General features: G+C 55.9%; 11 protein-coding genes. 7 read left to right on the forward strand and 4 right to left on the reverse strand.

Features of this window, described 5'->3' with window-relative positions; all coding sequences use genetic code 11:
* Window positions 1–54: 54 nt before the first annotated feature.
* Window positions 55–1350, reverse strand: coding sequence for an extracellular solute-binding protein (locus ABJD00_RS06180; protein ID WP_413835141.1), 1296 nt, complete (start codon window positions 1348–1350; stop codon window positions 55–57).
* 140 nt (window positions 1351–1490) lie between these two features.
* Window positions 1491–2069, reverse strand: a complete 579-nt coding sequence (locus tag ABJD00_RS06185) for a 2'-5' RNA ligase family protein (protein WP_413835139.1) — start codon at window positions 2067–2069, stop codon at window positions 1491–1493.
* Between the two features lie 807 nt (window positions 2070–2876).
* On the opposite strand from ABJD00_RS06185, the gene rpoB reads away from it, so the two are divergent.
* Together rpoB and rpoC are read left to right on the forward strand one after the other, a co-directional pair.
* On the forward strand, window positions 2877–7013 hold the full coding sequence (gene rpoB, locus ABJD00_RS06190) for a DNA-directed RNA polymerase subunit beta (RefSeq protein WP_413848958.1): 4137 nt from the start codon (window positions 2877–2879) through the stop codon (window positions 7011–7013).
* Window positions 7014–7087: 74 nt separating this feature from the next.
* Window positions 7088–11332, forward strand: a complete 4245-nt coding sequence (rpoC, locus tag ABJD00_RS06195) for a DNA-directed RNA polymerase subunit beta' (protein ID WP_413830448.1) — start codon at window positions 7088–7090, stop codon at window positions 11330–11332.
* 74 nt (window positions 11333–11406) lie between these two features.
* Here rpoC and ABJD00_RS06200 read toward each other — a convergent pair whose 3' ends face one another.
* Window positions 11407–11799, reverse strand: coding sequence for a hypothetical protein (locus ABJD00_RS06200; protein ID WP_348420152.1), 393 nt, complete (start codon window positions 11797–11799; stop codon window positions 11407–11409).
* Between the two features lie 181 nt (window positions 11800–11980).
* Here ABJD00_RS06200 and ABJD00_RS06205 point away from each other — a divergent pair, with 181 nt between their 5' ends.
* Complete coding sequence (locus ABJD00_RS06205) at window positions 11981–12847, forward strand: DMT family transporter (RefSeq protein ID WP_413830451.1); 867 nt, start codon at window positions 11981–11983, stop codon at window positions 12845–12847.
* Here the strand turns inward: ABJD00_RS06205 and ABJD00_RS06210 are convergent.
* Complete coding sequence (locus ABJD00_RS06210) at window positions 12836–13645, reverse strand: putative rhamnosyl transferase (protein ID WP_413830453.1); 810 nt, start codon at window positions 13643–13645, stop codon at window positions 12836–12838. The two genes, ABJD00_RS06205 and ABJD00_RS06210, sit on opposite strands and share 12 nt — an antisense overlap.
* 335 nt (window positions 13646–13980) lie before the next feature.
* On the opposite strand from ABJD00_RS06210, the gene rpsL reads away from it, so the two are divergent.
* The 4 genes from rpsL to ABJD00_RS06230 all read left to right on the forward strand — a co-directional run.
* Window positions 13981–14352 (forward strand): 30S ribosomal protein S12, encoded by a 372-nt coding sequence (gene rpsL / locus ABJD00_RS06215; RefSeq protein WP_024809820.1) that lies wholly within the window; start codon window positions 13981–13983, stop codon window positions 14350–14352.
* Between the two features lie 12 nt (window positions 14353–14364).
* The gene (gene rpsG, locus ABJD00_RS06220; protein WP_108839210.1) at window positions 14365–14835 is read left to right on the forward strand and encodes a 30S ribosomal protein S7; all 471 of its coding nucleotides are present in this window, start codon (window positions 14365–14367) and stop codon (window positions 14833–14835) included.
* 26 nt (window positions 14836–14861) lie between these two features.
* Entirely contained in the window at window positions 14862–16982 is a 2121-nt protein-coding gene (fusA, locus tag ABJD00_RS06225) for an elongation factor G (protein WP_413830455.1), read from the forward strand.
* Window positions 16983–17066: 84 nt separating this feature from the next.
* Window positions 17067–17207: GTP-binding protein (locus tag ABJD00_RS06230; protein ID WP_348404421.1), on the forward strand; the 141-nt coding region annotated here is incomplete at its 3' end.

Below are 17207 nucleotides of genomic sequence, written 5' to 3' on the forward strand. Positions count from 1 at the left end.
TCGAATGATGACAGCCAGCGAAGCCCATTGCCTCGCTGGCTGAAGTTTTGATTTTTATTTTACAGTCGCGTCAAAGCGAACCAGCAACTCATTGGCGCCTTTTTCGATGGCTGCGAAGGCTTCATCAACAGATGCCTCACCAGAGAAGATATCGTCATAGGCGTTATACATCACGTCGCGGATCTGCACGTAGAAGCCCAAACGATAGCCCTTCGTCCATTCACCACCCGGTTGGCTCAACTGCAGGATTCCGATTTCGGCATCCGGCGTAGAACCGTAGTAACCATCGGACTTCGCCAGTTCATAAGCGGCGTTTGTGATCGGGACATAGCCAGTTTCTTTGTGCCAGAAGTACTGGATTTCTGAGCTGCTCAGGAACTTGAGAAAGTCAGCTGTCGCTTCATTTTCTTCGTCGCTCTTGCCTGCCATCGCAAACAGAGCAGCGCCGCCGATGAATGTGCTTTTCGGCTCCTCAATGAGCGACGACCAGTACGGTAGGTATGTTGTGCCAAATTCGAAGTCTGTGCTTGCTGTCAGACCTCCGAATGAGCCCGAAGAGCCGAGCCACATGGCTGTTTTCTTCTGAACAAACGCATCCTGGTTGTCACCCCAACCACGGCCGTAGAAGCCATAGTAACCAGCATCCAGCCATTCCTTGACCTTGGTCCAGTGCATTTTCATGGCGTCGTTGTTGTACAGAATTTCCACGTCGGTGCTGTCATACCCATTGTTGCCTGTGGCAAGCTGAAGGTTGTGGCGGCTGTGGAAGTTTTCCGAGAAAATCCAAGGGCTGTGGCTTTGCGCCAGAGCTTGATAACCGGCTTCCTTGATTTTCGGCGCCATGGCTTCGAACTCTTCCCATGTGCTGGGTGGAGCATCGATGCCGACTTCGGCGAGGATATCCTTGTTATAATAAAGAAGAGGCGTGGAAGAGTTGAAAGGCATGCCGATCATCTTGCCGTCGCTGTCAGCATAGAAATAGCGCACGCCTTCAATAAAGTCCGCTCCGTTGAATCCGCCTTCGTATTGCGTCAGCAAATCCGCAACTGGGATTGTCGCACCGGGAGCATTGATAATCGTTGCTGCGCCGGCGTCAAAAATCTGGATGAGGTTTGGCTGTTGTTTCGCACGAAACGCCGCGATACCGGCGGTCATCGTGTCCTCGTAACCACCTTTGTAAGTGGGCACCAAAACATAGTCACTTTGGCTGGCGTTGTATTTTTCCGCCACTTCTTCAACGACTTCACCAAGACGGCCGCCCATAGCGTGCCAGAATTGAATTTCAGTTTGTGCAAGGGATGCTGTTGCAAAGGTCGCAAGACCCGCAGTCAGCAAGGCTAGGCTTTTCATAAAGTTCACTCCCAGTTTGGAACTGTTGTTGATCAACAGTTTTGCTTTAGGACCACCCGGTAACGGGTACATGACAGTAATGGCGTCAACTCAGGTCCTGGCGTTTTCGCAGCAAGTCACCATTTTCAAAATGAGTCAACTCATACGCGCAAGGGGTCGTCCTGGACGCGCCAGTATCCAGTGCGCGCCAGTTTGATTTTAGACAATGGTTTCCAGCGGTTGATTGGCAACTGGCTTGACGAAGATGCAACCACGACAGTGTCCAAAATCAGTTTCTGCCCGTTTGATATTGCGGGCTCAGTTCGCGTGAACTGACGGGTCTGTGCATTGCTCTCAAGCCCGTAGGCCAGACTCAAATGCGGCCTAAAATCTGGTGCGACGTCCAGCTCCAGCCCGTCTGCCAATTCACGGCGCAGATGATGTACGTATGATGGCACATCCAGATCAACAAATAGGGACATGAAAAAATGACTTGTCATTGCCATCCCCTCAATTCTGGCCTCCACGGCCGTATGTTTCGCAAACGCCAGACGACAAAGGGTTTCAGTTTTGCGTGGTGCACCGACAATATCGCCCAAAAGCGTGACATGCGGTGCAAAGGAAGGCGCTCCTTCCTGTTCCGCGATAACATCAATAGTGCTTTGAAGGTGCTTGTAGGTGGTTGCGTCCGGACACAACCAAATTGAATGCGGTTGTTCCACATCCATGTCATTTCGCATGTCTGGCCCTTACGTTGAATCATGTTTGATTGCTGTTTATCATCTTGCTGACTTCACTTGAAATCCAAGCCGAAACGTCAACACAGCCAAATGGCAAAAAGGGTCCGGCATCAGCAGATCGCTAATTTGTTTCACCCCACTCCAAAGTTCGGTTTGAGCCCTGAGCGGGGGGTCGTTGCGTTGTCCAACAATGTCCGCTCCAGAAGAGGGATTTTTCATCCGCCCACCGTACCGCAATCTTGCTCGACCAGCCCGAACCTTGCTGCAAGAGAGTAGTTGGCAGCTGTTCGAACAGGCGAATTTTCCACAAGGATGCGACCAGTTGCCAACTACTCTGTTGCAGCAATGAATGGGCCAATGGCGCGCGCTAGGTTTGGTCGATCACTTACCTCGGTTGCCGTTTAAAACAGCGCAGTTGCCACGGACTACATTCCTGCACTAGAGTACCCACACAACCTGTTCGCGGCCTATGGTCCGCCTGTGGCGATGTTTTGCGACATTTCTGCGTTCGCCCGGTTGTGCTTTCGTTAAGCAAAGCCTATGTGAGAGCTTCCGCTGGGAGCGACGATTCGCGCCCGGCTTTTTGCGTCTTAGACATGGCAGGAGCAGGCACACCACATCATATCACCATTCTTTCGCAAAAAGCCGCCCTCGCATCCCCCCAGAGCGGTTTTTTAGGAAAGATTGAGATCGGGCGCGCGCCATGGGCAGGTGCGCAAGGATAGATCTTCTTTTCGGTCTTTGAGAGGTCGCACCGGACCGCCCCCCCGGACTGTGACCGCCACAAAGATGGAGTGCGAAAACCGCATGGCAAATACGTTCCTTGGCCAAAAACGACTGCGCAAGTATTACGGCAAAATCCGCGAAGTTCTGGATATGCCGAACCTCATCGAGGTCCAGAAGTCTTCTTATGACCTGTTCCTGAATTCCGGCGATGCAGAGACGCCCACGGATGGCGATGGCATCCAGGGTGTTTTCCAGTCGGTCTTTCCGATTAAGGATTTCAACGAAACTTCGGTTCTGGAGTACGTCAAGTACGAGCTGGAAAAGCCCAAATACGATGTTGAGGAATGTCAGCAACGTGACATGACCTACAGCGCGCCACTTAAAGTGACGCTGCGCCTGATCGTGTTTGATGTCGACGAAGATACCGGTGCCAAGTCCGTCAAGGACATCAAGGAACAGGACGTGTTCATGGGCGATATGCCTTTGATGACGCCCAACGGCACCTTCATCGTCAACGGCACTGAGCGTGTCATCGTGTCCCAGATGCACCGCTCGCCCGGCGTGTTCTTTGACCACGACAAAGGCAAGACGCACTCTTCGGGTAAGCTGCTATTTGCCTGCCGCATCATCCCTTATCGCGGCTCGTGGCTCGATTTCGAATTCGATGCCAAGGACATCGTGTTCGCCCGTATCGACCGTCGCCGCAAATTGCCTGTGACAACGCTGCTTTACGCTCTTGGTCTCGACCAGGAAGCGATCATGGACGCGTATTATGAAACGGTCACGTTTAAGCTGAAGAAGAACAAGGGTTGGGTTACTCCGTTCTTCCCTGATCGTGTGCGCGGCACTCGTCCAACATATGATCTGGTTGATGCCAAAACCGGCGAAGTGATTGCCGAAGCTGGCAAGAAAGTCACCCCACGCGCGGTCAAGAAACTGATCGACGAGGGCAAGGTCAACGACCTGCTGGTGCCGTTTGAGCACATCGTCGGCAAGTTTGTCGCCAAAGACATCATCAACGAAGAAAACGGCGCGATCTATGTCGAAGCCGGTGATGAGCTGACCCTTGAGTATGACAAGGACGGCACTCTGATTGGTGGTACTGCCAAGGAACTTGTTGATGCTGGCATCACTGAGATCCCCGTGCTCGACATCGATAACGTCAATGTCGGCCCGTACATGCGTAACACCATGAGCAACGACAAAAACATGAACCGCGAAACCGCGCTCATGGACATCTACCGCGTCATGCGTCCGGGCGAGCCGCCCACTGTTGATGCGGCGTCGGCTCTGTTTGATACGCTGTTCTTTGATAGCGAACGTTATGACCTGTCGGCTGTTGGTCGCGTGAAGATGAACATGCGTCTGGCTTTGGATGCCGAAGACACGCAGCGCACTTTGCGCCGCGAAGACATCGTGGCCTGCATCAAGGCCCTCGTGCATTTGCGCGACGGCAAGGGCGACATCGACGACATCGACCACCTTGGCAACCGTCGTGTGCGTTCGGTCGGTGAGCTGATGGAGAACCAATACCGCGTTGGTCTGCTCCGTATGGAGCGCGCCATCAAAGAGCGTATGTCTTCTGTCGAGATCGACACGGTCATGCCGCAAGACCTGATCAACGCCAAACCGGCTGCGGCCGCTGTGCGTGAATTCTTTGGCTCGTCCCAGCTGTCTCAGTTCATGGACCAAACCAACCCGCTCTCCGAAGTGACGCACAAGCGTCGCCTTTCGGCGCTTGGGCCCGGTGGTCTGACCCGTGAGCGTGCTGGTTTTGAGGTGCGCGACGTGCACCCGACCCACTACGGCCGGATGTGCCCGATTGAGACGCCTGAAGGGCCGAACATCGGTCTGATCAACTCGCTGGCGACGTTCGCACGTGTGAACAAGTATGGCTTTATCGAAACACCCTACCGCGTCGTGAGCGAAGGTCAGGTGACGGATGAAGTCCACTACATGTCTGCAACCGAAGAAATGCGTCACACTGTGGCGCAGGCCAACGCGACGCTTGACGAAGGTGGCAAGTTCATCAACGAGATGGTCAACACCCGGAAATCGGGTGACTATACACTGTCGCCTGTCGACTCTGTGGACCTGATCGACGTCAGCCCGAAGCAGTTGGTTTCGGTCGCTGCCTCGCTGATCCCGTTCCTTGAGAATGACGACGCCAACCGCGCTCTGATGGGCTCGAACATGCAACGTCAGGCGGTTCCGCTGCTTCAAGCCGAGGCGCCGCTGGTCGGCACCGGTATCGAAGAAGTTGTGGCCCGCGACTCTGGTGCGGCCATCATGGCCAAACGCGCTGGTATCATCGACCAGGTGGACGCCACACGGATCGTTATCCGTGCCACGCATGACCTTGAGTTGGGTGATGCAGGCGTGGACATCTACCGCATGCGCAAGTTCCAGCGTTCTAACCAGAACACCTGCATCAACCAGCGTCCGCTGGTGAAGGTGGGTGACACGGTTCAGAAGGGCGAAGTGATTGCCGATGGGCCAAGCACCGACATGGGTGAACTGGCGCTGGGCAAGAACGTGGTCGTCGCGTTCATGCCGTGGAATGGCTACAACTACGAAGACTCGATCCTGATTTCCGAGCGTGTGTCGCGCGATGACGTGTTCACTTCGATCCACATCGAAGAATTCGAAGTCGCCGCACGTGACACCAAGCTTGGGCCAGAAGAGATCACCCGCGACATCCCGAACGTCGGTGAAGAAGCCCTGCGCAACCTCGACGAAGCGGGTATCGTGTATATCGGTGCGGACGTTGAGCCGGGCGATATTCTGGTCGGCAAGATCACACCAAAGGGCGAAAGCCCGATGACGCCGGAGGAAAAGCTTTTGCGCGCCATCTTTGGTGAAAAAGCTTCGGATGTACGTGATACTTCGTTGCGTGTGAAACCGGGTGACTTTGGCACGGTCGTTGAGGTGCGCGTCTTTAACCGTCACGGTGTGGAGAAAGACGAACGTGCGCTGCAGATCGAGCGTGAAGAAGTCGAACGTCTGGCCCGTGACCGGGACGACGAGCTGACCATTCTGGACCGCAACATCTATGCCCGTCTGGGCGACATGCTGTTGGGCAAAGAAATCGCCAAGGGGCCGAAAGGCGTCAAAACAGGCAGTAATGTCGATGCTGACCTGCTTGAAGCGTTCCCACGCTCTGCATGGTGGCAGATTGCCCTGAAAGACGAGCAATCCGCTCAGGTCGTCGAAGCACTGAACGAGCAATATGAGGCGCAAAAGCGTACTTTGGATGCCCGTTTCGAAGACAAGGTCGAAAAAGTCCGTCGCGGTGACGATCTGCCCCCGGGTGTCATGAAAATGGTCAAAGTGTTCGTCGCGGTGAAGCGCAAGCTGCAACCGGGCGACAAGATGGCTGGACGTCACGGCAACAAGGGTGTGATTTCGAAAGTGGTACCAATGGAGGACATGCCGTTCCTCGCAGATGGAACCCCGGTCGATTTCTGTCTGAACCCGCTGGGCGTGCCGTCGCGTATGAACGTCGGTCAGATCCTTGAAACCCATATGGGTTGGGCCGCGCGCGGTCTGGGCCTGAACGTGGACGAAGCGCTGCAAGAGTACAAACGCTCTGGCGATCTGACACCGGTGCGCGAGGCGATGAGCCTGGCCTATGGCGATGATGTCTATCAAGAAGGCATCACCGGCATGGACGAGGATCAGCTGGTCGAAGCGGCTGGCAACGTCACACGCGGAGTTCCAATCGCCACGCCCGTCTTTGATGGTGCGAAAGAAGCGGATGTAAACAACGCTCTGGAACGTGCCGGTTTCTCGACCTCTGGTCAGTCGGTGCTGTTTGACGGCCGTACAGGTGAGCAGTTCAGCCGCCCCGTTACGGTCGGCATCAAGTACCTGCTCAAACTGCACCACCTTGTGGACGACAAAATCCACGCCCGTTCGACCGGTCCATACTCGCTTGTTACGCAGCAGCCGCTGGGTGGTAAGGCGCAGTTCGGTGGTCAGCGCTTTGGTGAGATGGAAGTCTGGGCCCTTGAAGCTTACGGCGCCGCTTACACCTTGCAGGAAATGCTGACGGTGAAATCGGACGACGTGGCTGGCCGGACTAAGGTCTATGAAAGCATCGTCAAAGGTGAGGACAATTTTGAAGCCGGCGTGCCGGAATCGTTCAACGTTCTCGTCAAAGAGGTCCGCGGATTGGGCCTCAACATGGAACTCCTGGACGCTGAGGAAGACGAATAACGGAACCCAAGTAAGGCGGATTTCTATCCGCCTTACCCGTTGCCTCCCTTTGCTCCCCTTTCAAGGATTTGAAAATGAACCAGGAACTGACAAACAACCCGTTTAACCCGCTCACACCCCCAAAGGTGTTTGACGAAATCAAGGTATCGCTGGCATCGCCAGAGCGTATCCTGAGCTGGTCTTTCGGTGAGATCAAAAAGCCCGAGACCATCAACTATCGGACCTTCAAGCCCGAGCGTGATGGCCTGTTCTGTGCCCGTATCTTTGGCCCGATCAAGGATTACGAATGCCTGTGCGGCAAATACAAACGCATGAAGTATCGCGGCGTTGTCTGCGAGAAATGCGGCGTTGAAGTCACGCTGCAAAAGGTCCGCCGCGAGCGGATGGGCCACATCGAATTGGCGGCCCCCGTCGCCCACATCTGGTTCCTGAAATCGCTGCCGTCCCGCATCGGTCTTATGCTCGACATGACGCTACGCGATCTGGAACGTGTGCTGTACTTTGAAAACTACGTCGTGACCGAGCCCGGCCTGACGGACCTGTCCTATGGCCAGATGCTGAGCGAAGAAGAGTACATGGACGCCCAAGATGCGTTCGGCATGGACGCCTTCACCGCCAATATCGGTGCCGAAGCGATCCGTGAGATGCTGTCCCAGATTGATCTGGAGCAAGAGGCGGAAACCTTGCGTGCTGACCTCAAAGAGGCCACAGGCGAGTTGAAGCCCAAGAAGATCATCAAGCGTCTGAAAGTCGTTGAGAGCTTCCTTGAATCCGGCAACCGGCCTGAGTGGATGGTTCTGACCGTGATCCCCGTGATCCCGCCAGAACTGCGCCCGCTGGTTCCACTGGATGGCGGTCGTTTTGCGACGTCTGACCTGAACGACCTCTATCGTCGTGTGATCAACCGGAACAACCGTCTGAAGCGTCTGATCGAACTGCGAGCGCCTGACATTATCGTTCGTAACGAAAAGCGGATGCTGCAAGAATCTGTCGACGCTCTGTTTGACAACGGCCGTCGTGGCCGCGTGATCACCGGCGCCAACAAGCGTCCGTTGAAATCGCTGTCAGACATGTTGAAGGGCAAGCAAGGTCGCTTCCGCCAGAACCTTTTGGGCAAACGCGTCGACTTCTCTGGTCGTTCGGTCATTGTGACTGGTCCTGAGCTGAAGTTGCACCAATGTGGTCTGCCCAAGAAGATGGCGCTCGAACTGTTTAAACCGTTCATTTACAGCCGTTTGGAGGCCAAGGGCCTATCCAGCACTGTGAAGCAGGCCAAGAAGCTGGTGGAAAAAGAGCGCCCCGAAGTGTGGGATATTCTGGATGAAGTCATCCGCGAACACCCCGTCATGCTGAACCGTGCGCCTACGCTGCACCGTCTTGGCATTCAGGCGTTCGAACCGGTTCTGATCGAAGGTAAGGCGATCCAGCTTCACCCGCTGGTTTGTTCAGCTTTTAACGCCGACTTCGACGGTGACCAGATGGCTGTTCACGTGCCGCTGAGCCTTGAAGCGCAGCTGGAAGCGCGCGTTCTGATGATGTCCACGAACAACGTTCTGTCGCCTGCAAACGGTGCACCGATCATTGTTCCTTCGCAGGATATGATCCTCGGTCTCTACTATGTGACCCTCGAACGTGAAGGCCTGAAGGGCGAAGGCATGGTCTTTGGCTCGATCGAGGAAGTGCAGCACGCGCTGGACGCAGGTGTTGTGCACCTCCACACCAAGATCACAGCGCGTATTCCGCAGATCAACGCCGAAGGGCTTGAGGTCAACGAACGCTTTGAGACGACCCCCGGTCGACTGCTGCTTGGCGCTCTTTTGCCGCTGAACAACAAAGCACCCTTTGACCTGGTCAACCGTCTGCTGCGCAAGAAAGAAGTGCAGCAGGTCATCGACACCGTATACCGCTATTGCGGGCAAAAAGAGTCCGTCATCTTCTGTGACCAGATCATGACCATGGGCTTCAAGCACGCCTTCAAAGCGGGCATTTCGTTCGGCAAGGACGACATGCTGATCCCTGAAACCAAATGGCCCATCGTCGACGAGACACGGGAACAGGTGAAGGACTTTGAACAGCAGTACATGGACGGCCTGATCACCCAAGGTGAGAAGTACAACAAAGTTGTTGATGCCTGGTCGAAGTGTAACGACAAGGTCACTGACGCTATGATGGGCTCCATCTCGGCGGCGCAGACTGATGCGGACGGGTCCGAGCGTGAACCAAACTCGGTTTACATGATGGCCCACTCTGGTGCCCGTGGTTCGGTTACACAGATGAAGCAGTTGGGCGGCATGCGCGGCCTGATGGCCAAGCCGAATGGCGACATCATCGAAACGCCGATCATCTCGAACTTCAAGGAAGGTCTGACCGTTCTTGAATACTTCAACTCGACCCACGGCGCGCGGAAAGGTCTGTCTGACACCGCTCTGAAAACGGCGAACTCGGGTTACCTGACCCGTCGTCTGGTGGACGTCGCACAGGACTGCATTGTGCGGGATCGCGATTGCGGCACGGAGAATGCGATCACGGCCGAAGCGGCTGTGAACGACGGTGAGGTTGTTTCGCCGTTGTCCGAGCGTGTGCTGGGCCGTGTCACGGCGGATGACATCATGAAACCGGGCACGGACGAAGTTCTGATCGCCAAGGGGACACTGATCGACGAACGTATGGCGGATTCGGTGGATGAATTCGCGGTGCAGTCGATGCGTATCCGCTCGCCATTGACTTGTGAGGCCGAAGAAGGCGTGTGCGCGACATGTTATGGTCGTGACCTTGCGCGCGGTACTATGGTCAACACTGGCGAGGCTGTCGGCATCATTGCCGCGCAGTCCATCGGTGAACCCGGTACACAGCTGACGATGCGGACTTTCCACATCGGCGGCGTTGCTCAGGGTGGTCAGCAGTCGTTCCTTGAGGCGAGCCAAGAAGGCAAGATCGTCTTTGAGAACGCGCAGTTGTTGCAGAACTCCAGTGGCCAGACCTTGGTCATGGGCCGCAACATGAAGCTGATCATTCAGGACGAGAATGGCGAAGAACGTGCCAACCACAAGCTGGGTTATGGTACGGCGCTGTTCGTCACTGAAGGCCAGAATGTGAACCGTGGCGACAAGCTGTTCGAATGGGATCCCTACACCCTGCCGATCATCGCGGAGAAAGCCGGTACAGCGAAATTCGTTGACCTTGTCAGCGGTATCGCTGTGCGCGACGAAACCGATGATGCAACCGGCATGACCCAGAAGATCGTGATCGACTGGCGCTCGGCTGCCCGTGGCAACGAGCTGAAGCCAGAGATCATTCTGGTGGGTGAAGATGGCGAGCCGGTCCGCAATGATGCGGGCAACCCGGTGACCTATCCGATGTCCGTCGATGCGGTTCTGTCCGTGGAAGAAGGTCAGGCTGTCGCCGCCGGTGACGTTGTGGCCCGCATTCCGCGCGAAGGTGCCAAAACCAAGGACATCACCGGTGGTCTGCCGCGTGTGGCTGAACTGTTCGAAGCCCGTCGTCCAAAGGATCACGCGATCATCGCCGAAATCGATGGTTATGTGCGCTTTGGCAAGGACTATAAGAACAAGCGCCGCATCGCGATCGAGCCTTCGGATGAGACGATGGACAAGGTCGAGTACATGGTGCCCAAGGGCAAGCACATCCCAGTAGCCGAAGGCGACTTTGTCCAGAAGGGTGACTATATCATGGACGGCAACCCGGCCCCACACGACATCCTGTCGATCATGGGTGTCGAGGCGCTGGCGGATTACATGATTGACGAAGTGCAGGACGTGTACCGTTTGCAAGGTGTGAAGATCAACGACAAGCACATCGAAGTCATCGTGCGTCAGATGCTCCAGAAGTGGGAGATCAGCGACAGCGGCGACACCACGTTGCTCAAGGGCGAGCACGTGGACAAGCAAGAGTTCGATGCTGCCAATGCCAAGGCATTGTCCAAAGGGGGTCGTCCATGTCAGGGCGCACCCATCCTGCTGGGCATCACCAAGGCGTCGTTGCAGACACGTTCGTTCATCTCTGCTGCGTCCTTCCAGGAGACCACACGTGTTCTTACCGAAGCCTCTGTGCAGGGTAAGAAAGACAAGCTGGTGGGTCTCAAGGAAAACGTCATCGTGGGCCGTCTGATCCCTGCGGGCACCGGTGGGGCAACCCAGGCTGTGCGCAAGATCGCAACAGATCGTGACAACGTTGTCATCGAAGCGCGCCGCGAAGAAGCTGAGGCCGCAGCAGCTTTGGCCGCGCCGACTGCTGACGATATGGTTGGGGGCGATGTGTTCAACACCGTCATCGACACATCCGAGGAAAGCCGCGACTAAGCGTTCGACCAAGCATACTCAAAAAAGCCCCCGCAAGTCGGGGGCTTTTTTTTTAGGCTGAGCAATGGTCGCCGTCAGACATCTTCGTCAGTATAGTCCAGCGTGCTCATATCGACGTTCACGTAGTCTGGCGCAGGTGTGGAAACCAACTTGATGGCCTTGATACTGTTGCGCCCTTCCAGAAGGGCTTTGACAACCCGGTGCATGCCATCCATCAGGCGCCCGTCCTGACACAAGATTATGGGATGTGTCAGATCGGTTTCCCGAACCAGAACCATGTGTTCCGCCAGCGATCGCGGCGTTGGAGCGTCGTCTTCGGTTTGATACCACCACAATTCGTCCAGTTCCGCGATGTCAGATAATGCAACAAGGACAGGCACTTGCCCCTTGGCCAACCGGGCCAGGCGGTGGACGTTCCATGTGTGCCAGTCAGACCCGACCCAGCGACTATGGTATTGTTTCCTCATGTTTTAGGTTCCGCCATGGGTGTGTTGCGCGTGGATCTCAATATGATGGCCTAATCGGGATTTGTAAGCACCCCATCAAGATTTTGACCATCCCGATTTTTTCTACCGCCAGCAGGCGCAGCAAAGCCTGTTTACCCATGGTGCAGGGCAGGCTTCGCTGATAATTGCACTTGTCATGCCCATGACCCCGAATATGACCGGCGCGCTCCTCATGATGGCGTCGATGGCGTCCTTCACTCTCAATGATGCGATGATCAAGCTGACGGGCGGCGCGGTGCCGCTTATGCAGCTATTGTTTCTGCGCGGTGTGCTTTCATCTCTGCTGATCCTCGCCCTTGCGCAGCGGCTCGGTGCGATCCACTTTCGCATTGCATCACGCGATTGGTGGCTGATCGCGATCCGGTCTGGGGCTGAGGTGGGCGCTGCCTATTTCTTTCTCACGGCTTTGTTCAATATGCCGCTCGCCAATGTCACTGCCATCTTGCAGGTGCTGCCTTTGACCGTCGCCATTGGTGCGGCCCTGTTTTTCCGCGAACCTTTGGGATGGCGGCGTATGTCGGCGATCATGATCGGGTTTATGGGTATGTTGTTGATCGTACGCCCGGGGCCAGACGGTTTTAGCCTGTGGTCGGGGTACGCGCTGATGGCGGTTGTATTTGTGACGATGCGTGATCTTGCGACGCGCAAATTGTCGCCGGACGTGCCATCCATGACGGTGACGTTTCTTGCTGCATTGACGGTGATGGGCTGCGCCGGGCTGGCGTCGATTGCCGAGCCTTGGGCACCTCTTGATCTGCGGCTAACAGCCCTGATCACGGCGTCTTCGGTGTTCATCATCGGCGGTTACTGGTTTTCGGTACAGGTGATGCGCGTCGGTGACATCAGTTTTATCGCGCCGTTTCGGTATACCGGATTGGTCTGGGCGCTGTTACTGGGGTGGCTGGTCTTTGGCGATTGGCCCAGCAACCTGACCCTGATGGGTGCAACGATCGTGGTCGCGACTGGTCTCTTTACCCTCTACCGCGAGCGGCGGTTGTCACAAAGCTGAAAAGGCGCGGCGCACTGCGTCTGCATCAATGTCAAAACGGTCCTTCAGTACTGCTTCTGCGTCTGCATCCATCAGCGTCAGTTTATGCGGTTTGGCCGATGGTCCCTGTCGCGAGTCGTTGAAATCATTGTGCCCACGCAGCATCATGATGCTGTCTGTGACCGTCACGGTCGTCATGTTCTGGTGCAGTTTATTGTGTGCAAAGTTCATGATGGTCTGGCTCGACCATGGGGCCACCATCATCGCGAGTCCCGCTGTCTGGAAGGGCGCTGTCGTCTCGGCCGCGGCGATGCCTTTGGCACTTGGGCGGGCGATAAATCCGCGGTTGAAGTCGATGGACAATAAGGCATCACGGGCCGCCAGATCGCGTACGTCTGTTGCGACTTGGCGCAACCGCTCCACAAAATCGATGGCCACCGCGTCATCATCATCCATGCGAAATTGCAGGCAAGGCGCGGCATCATCCCGGCGCACTGAATTGATGATCCGTTTCATCATGGGACGGTGTTTTGCAGGTGGGTGGGATTGAATCACCGCTTGGGGCATGTCGGCCAGCAATGCCTCAAGCCGAGAGCGGTATTCATCCGGCAGGCTGTCGCCGATGACCACGACAAGGGTGAAATCCGGGTCGGTTTGCACGCGCAGGGGGGGAAGGGTGATGGTTTCGAACGTCGCAAAACGCTCTTCCATGCGGGCGGGAGCACAGAGGTAGGCGAGTTTTTCTTCGAGGTTGTCAAAATCGACCTGAAAACCGCCAACCGCTGGGTATGAAAAACGACAAAGTCCGATGACCTGCATGGTCCAAACCCCCTGAAAATCCGGCTCGTTGCAAGGACAACCATGCCTTAGCCGCTTGTGGCTGTGCAAGCCGCCTCTGGCTGTTGACAGCACCTGCGACTCCCCCTATACGCCCGCTATCTCGGACCGGGTTAACACTCGAAACCGAAATCAGAACCGAAGTGGACACGATCCGGCTTGCATTGGCCCGATCCTCTGGAAACCCACCGCGTCGCCCCTTTCAAGCAGGAGCGATAGCGGTTTTTGCGCTTTTGTGGACGCACGAGGGCGATTGAATTGAAACCGCGGGGTCGACCCGCACGACATATGTTGATGAGACGGGGAACATACCTGCAATGCCAACGATCCAACAGCTGATCCGCAAACCGCGGCAGCCAAAAGTAAAACGCTCGAAGTCGCTCCACCTTGAGGGCAACCCTCAAAAACGTGGCGTGTGCACGCGCGTCTACACGACGACACCGAAAAAGCCGAACTCGGCCATGCGGAAGGTTGCCAAAGTGCGCCTGACAAACGGCTTTGAGGTCATCAGCTACATTCCCGGTGAAAGCCACAACCTGCAGGAACACTCGGTTGTTCTGATCCGTGGTGGTCGTGTCAAAGACCTTCCCGGTGTGCGTTACCACATCCTGCGCGGCGTTCTGGATACCCAAGGCGTCAAAGATCGTAAGCAGCGTCGTTCGAAATACGGCGCCAAGCGTCCCAAATAAGGAGAGCAGCAGATGTCACGTCGTCACGCCGCCGAAAAACGAGAAGTCCTGCCCGACGCCAAGTATGGCGATAAGGTTTTGACCAAGTTTATGAACAACCTGATGGTTGACGGAAAGAAATCGACTGCCGAGCGCATCGTTTATTCCGCGTTCGACCGGGTTGAATCCAAAATCAAGCGCGCCCCTGTGGAAGTGTTCCACGAAGCGCTGGACAACATCAAACCATCCGTGGAAGTGCGTTCGCGCCGCGTCGGTGGTGCCACCTACCAGGTGCCTGTTGAAGTCCGCCCTGAGCGCCGCGAAGCGCTGGCCATCCGCTGGTTGATCATCGCGTCGCGCAAGCGCAACGAAAACACGATGGAAGAACGCCTTGCCGGTGAGCTGATGGACGCAGTGCAGTCCCGCGGTACCGCCGTGAAAAAGCGTGAAGACACACACAAAATGGCCGACGCCAACAAAGCGTTCAGCCATTACCGTTGGTAACAAAGACACTCTGAGGAAGCAGCCCCATGGCACGCGACTATCCACTCGACCGTTACCGGAACTTCGGCATTATCGCGCACATTGATGCGGGTAAAACGACGTGTTCCGAGCGTATCCTGTTTTACACCGGAAAATCCCACAACATCGGCGAAGTCCATGACGGCGCTGCAACGATGGATTGGATGGAGCAAGAGCAGGAGCGGGGTATCACCATTACTTCGGCTGCGACGACGACATTCTGGGAGCGCACAGAGAACGGTAAAGACGCCGACTCTCTCAAGCACCGCCTGAACATCATCGACACCCCCGGCCACGTGGACTTCACCATCGAAGTTGAGCGGTCTTTGGCTGTTCTCGATGGCGCCGTGACCGTTCTCGACGGGAACGCTGGTGTTGAGCCGCAGACAGAAACCGTGTGGCGTCAGGCTGACCGTTACAAAGTTCCACGCATCGTGTTCGTCAACAAAATGGACAAGATCGGCGCGGACTTCTTTAACTGCGTGCACATGATCGAAGACCGCACGGGCGCGACAGCGATCCCAGTTGGCATTCCGATCGGCGCTGAGACAGAGCTTGAAGGCCTTATCGATCTCGTGACCATGGAAGAGTGGTTGTGGCAGGGCGAAGACCTTGGTGCGTCCTGGATCAAAGCCCCCATTCGCGACAGCCTGAAGGCCCAAGCGGACGAATGGCGTGGTAAGATGATCGAAGCCGCCGTCGAAATGGACGACGAGGCGATGGAATCTTATCTGATGGAAGGCGTCGAGCCCGAAATTCCACAATTGCGCGCTCTGTTGCGCAAAGGGTGTCTTGATCTGAAATTCGTTCCTGTTTTGGGTGGATCCGCGTTCAAGAACAAAGGCGTTCAGCCGTTGCTCAACGCGGTTATCGACTATCTGCCGTCCCCACTGGACGTTGTGGATTACATGGGCTTTGCACCAGGTGACGAAACGGAAGAACGGACCATCGCACGTCGTGCTGATGACGAAATGCCGTTTTCTGGCCTCGCGTTCAAAATCATGAACGACCCTTTCATGGGCACCTTGACGTTCACACGCATCTACTCTGGCACGTTGTCCAAGGGCGATACGTTGATGAACACAACCAAGGGCAACAAGGAACGCATCGGCCGTATGGTCATGATGCATTCCAACAAGCAAGACGAGATCACCGAAGCCTATGCGGGTGACATCATTGCGCTTGCGGGCCTGAAGAACACGACAACGGGTGACACTTTGTCTGACGACAAGGCGCAGGTTGTTCTGGAAACAATGACCTTCCCTGATCCGGTGATCGAGATCGCGGTTGAGCCGAAAACCAAGGCTGACCAAGAGAAGATGTCGATGGGTCTGCAACGCCTCGCGGCCGAAGATCCTTCCTTCCGCGTTGAAACAGACCTCGAAAGTGGTCAGACGATCATGCGTGGAATGGGGGAATTGCACCTCGATATCCTGATCGACCGTTTGAAGCGCGAATTCAAAGTCGAAGCGAACATCGGTGCGCCGCAAGTGGCCTACCGTGAGACCATCGGCCACGAAGTTGAGCACACCTACACCCACAAGAAACAGTCGGGTGGTTCTGGTCAGTTTGGCGAAGTGAAACTGTTGATCACTCCGACGGAGCCGGGCGAAGGCTACTCCTTTGAATCGCGCATCGTTGGTGGTTCTGTGCCTAAGGAATACATTCCGGGCGTCGAAAAAGGCATCAACTCGGTCATGGACTCTGGTCCGTTGGCGGGCTTCCCCGTCATCGACTTCAAAGTTGAATTGCTGGACGGCAAGTTCCACGATGTTGACTCCTCGGTACTCGCGTTCGAAATCGCAGCCCGTATGTGTATGCGTGAAGGCATGCGCAAAGCCGGTGCGAAACTGCTCGAGCCGATCATGAAAGTCGAAGTTGTGACACCTGAAGACTATACAGGCGGCATCATCGGCGATCTGACATCGCGTCGCGGTCAGGTTCAGGGTCAGGACTCACGCGGCAACGCCATCGCGATTGACGCGCAAGTGCCGCTGGCCAACATGTTCGGCTACATCAACACGTTGCGTTCGATGTCTTCGGGCCGTGCGAACTTCACCATGCAGTTCGATCACTACCAGGCCGTACCGCAGAACATCAGCGACGAAATCCAGGCGAAATTCGCTTAACCCCGGGGGTCCATCGGGCCCGCCGACCACCCCCGTAGGGTGCGTGCATCACGCACCGACAAAGACAAAAGAGGAGCCAACACCATGGCAAAGGCAAAGTTTGAACGTACCAAACCGCACGTTAACATTGGCACGATTGGTCACGTTGACCACGGCAAGACGACGCTGACGGCGGCGATCACGAAGTATTTTGGCGATTTTCAGGCCTATGACCAGATCGACGGC

This window comes from Tateyamaria sp. (assembly GCF_039945315.1).
GTDB lineage: Bacteria > Pseudomonadota > Alphaproteobacteria > Rhodobacterales > Rhodobacteraceae > Tateyamaria.

Excerpts from the sequence above, each read along its gene's own strand:
- rpsG (WP_108839210.1), top strand. The coding sequence starts at position 14,365 with ATGTCACGTCGTCACGCCGCCGAAAAACGAGAAGTCCTGCCCGACGCC.
- ABJD00_RS06210 (WP_413830453.1), bottom strand. The coding sequence starts at position 13,645 with ATGCAGGTCATCGGACTTTGTCGTTTTTCATACCCAGCGGTTGGCGGT.
- ABJD00_RS06200 (WP_348420152.1), bottom strand. The coding sequence starts at position 11,799 with ATGAGGAAACAATACCATAGTCGCTGGGTCGGGTCTGACTGGCACACA.
- ABJD00_RS06185 (WP_413835139.1), bottom strand. The coding sequence starts at position 2,069 with ATGCGAAATGACATGGATGTGGAACAACCGCATTCAATTTGGTTGTGT.
- rpsL (WP_024809820.1), top strand. The coding sequence starts at position 13,981 with ATGCCAACGATCCAACAGCTGATCCGCAAACCGCGGCAGCCAAAAGTA.
- ABJD00_RS06180 (WP_413835141.1), bottom strand. The coding sequence starts at position 1,350 with ATGAAAAGCCTAGCCTTGCTGACTGCGGGTCTTGCGACCTTTGCAACA.
- fusA (WP_413830455.1), top strand. The coding sequence starts at position 14,862 with ATGGCACGCGACTATCCACTCGACCGTTACCGGAACTTCGGCATTATC.
- ABJD00_RS06205 (WP_413830451.1), top strand. The coding sequence starts at position 11,981 with ATGACCCCGAATATGACCGGCGCGCTCCTCATGATGGCGTCGATGGCG.
- rpoC (WP_413830448.1), top strand. The coding sequence starts at position 7,088 with ATGAACCAGGAACTGACAAACAACCCGTTTAACCCGCTCACACCCCCA.
- rpoB (WP_413848958.1), top strand. The coding sequence starts at position 2,877 with ATGGCAAATACGTTCCTTGGCCAAAAACGACTGCGCAAGTATTACGGC.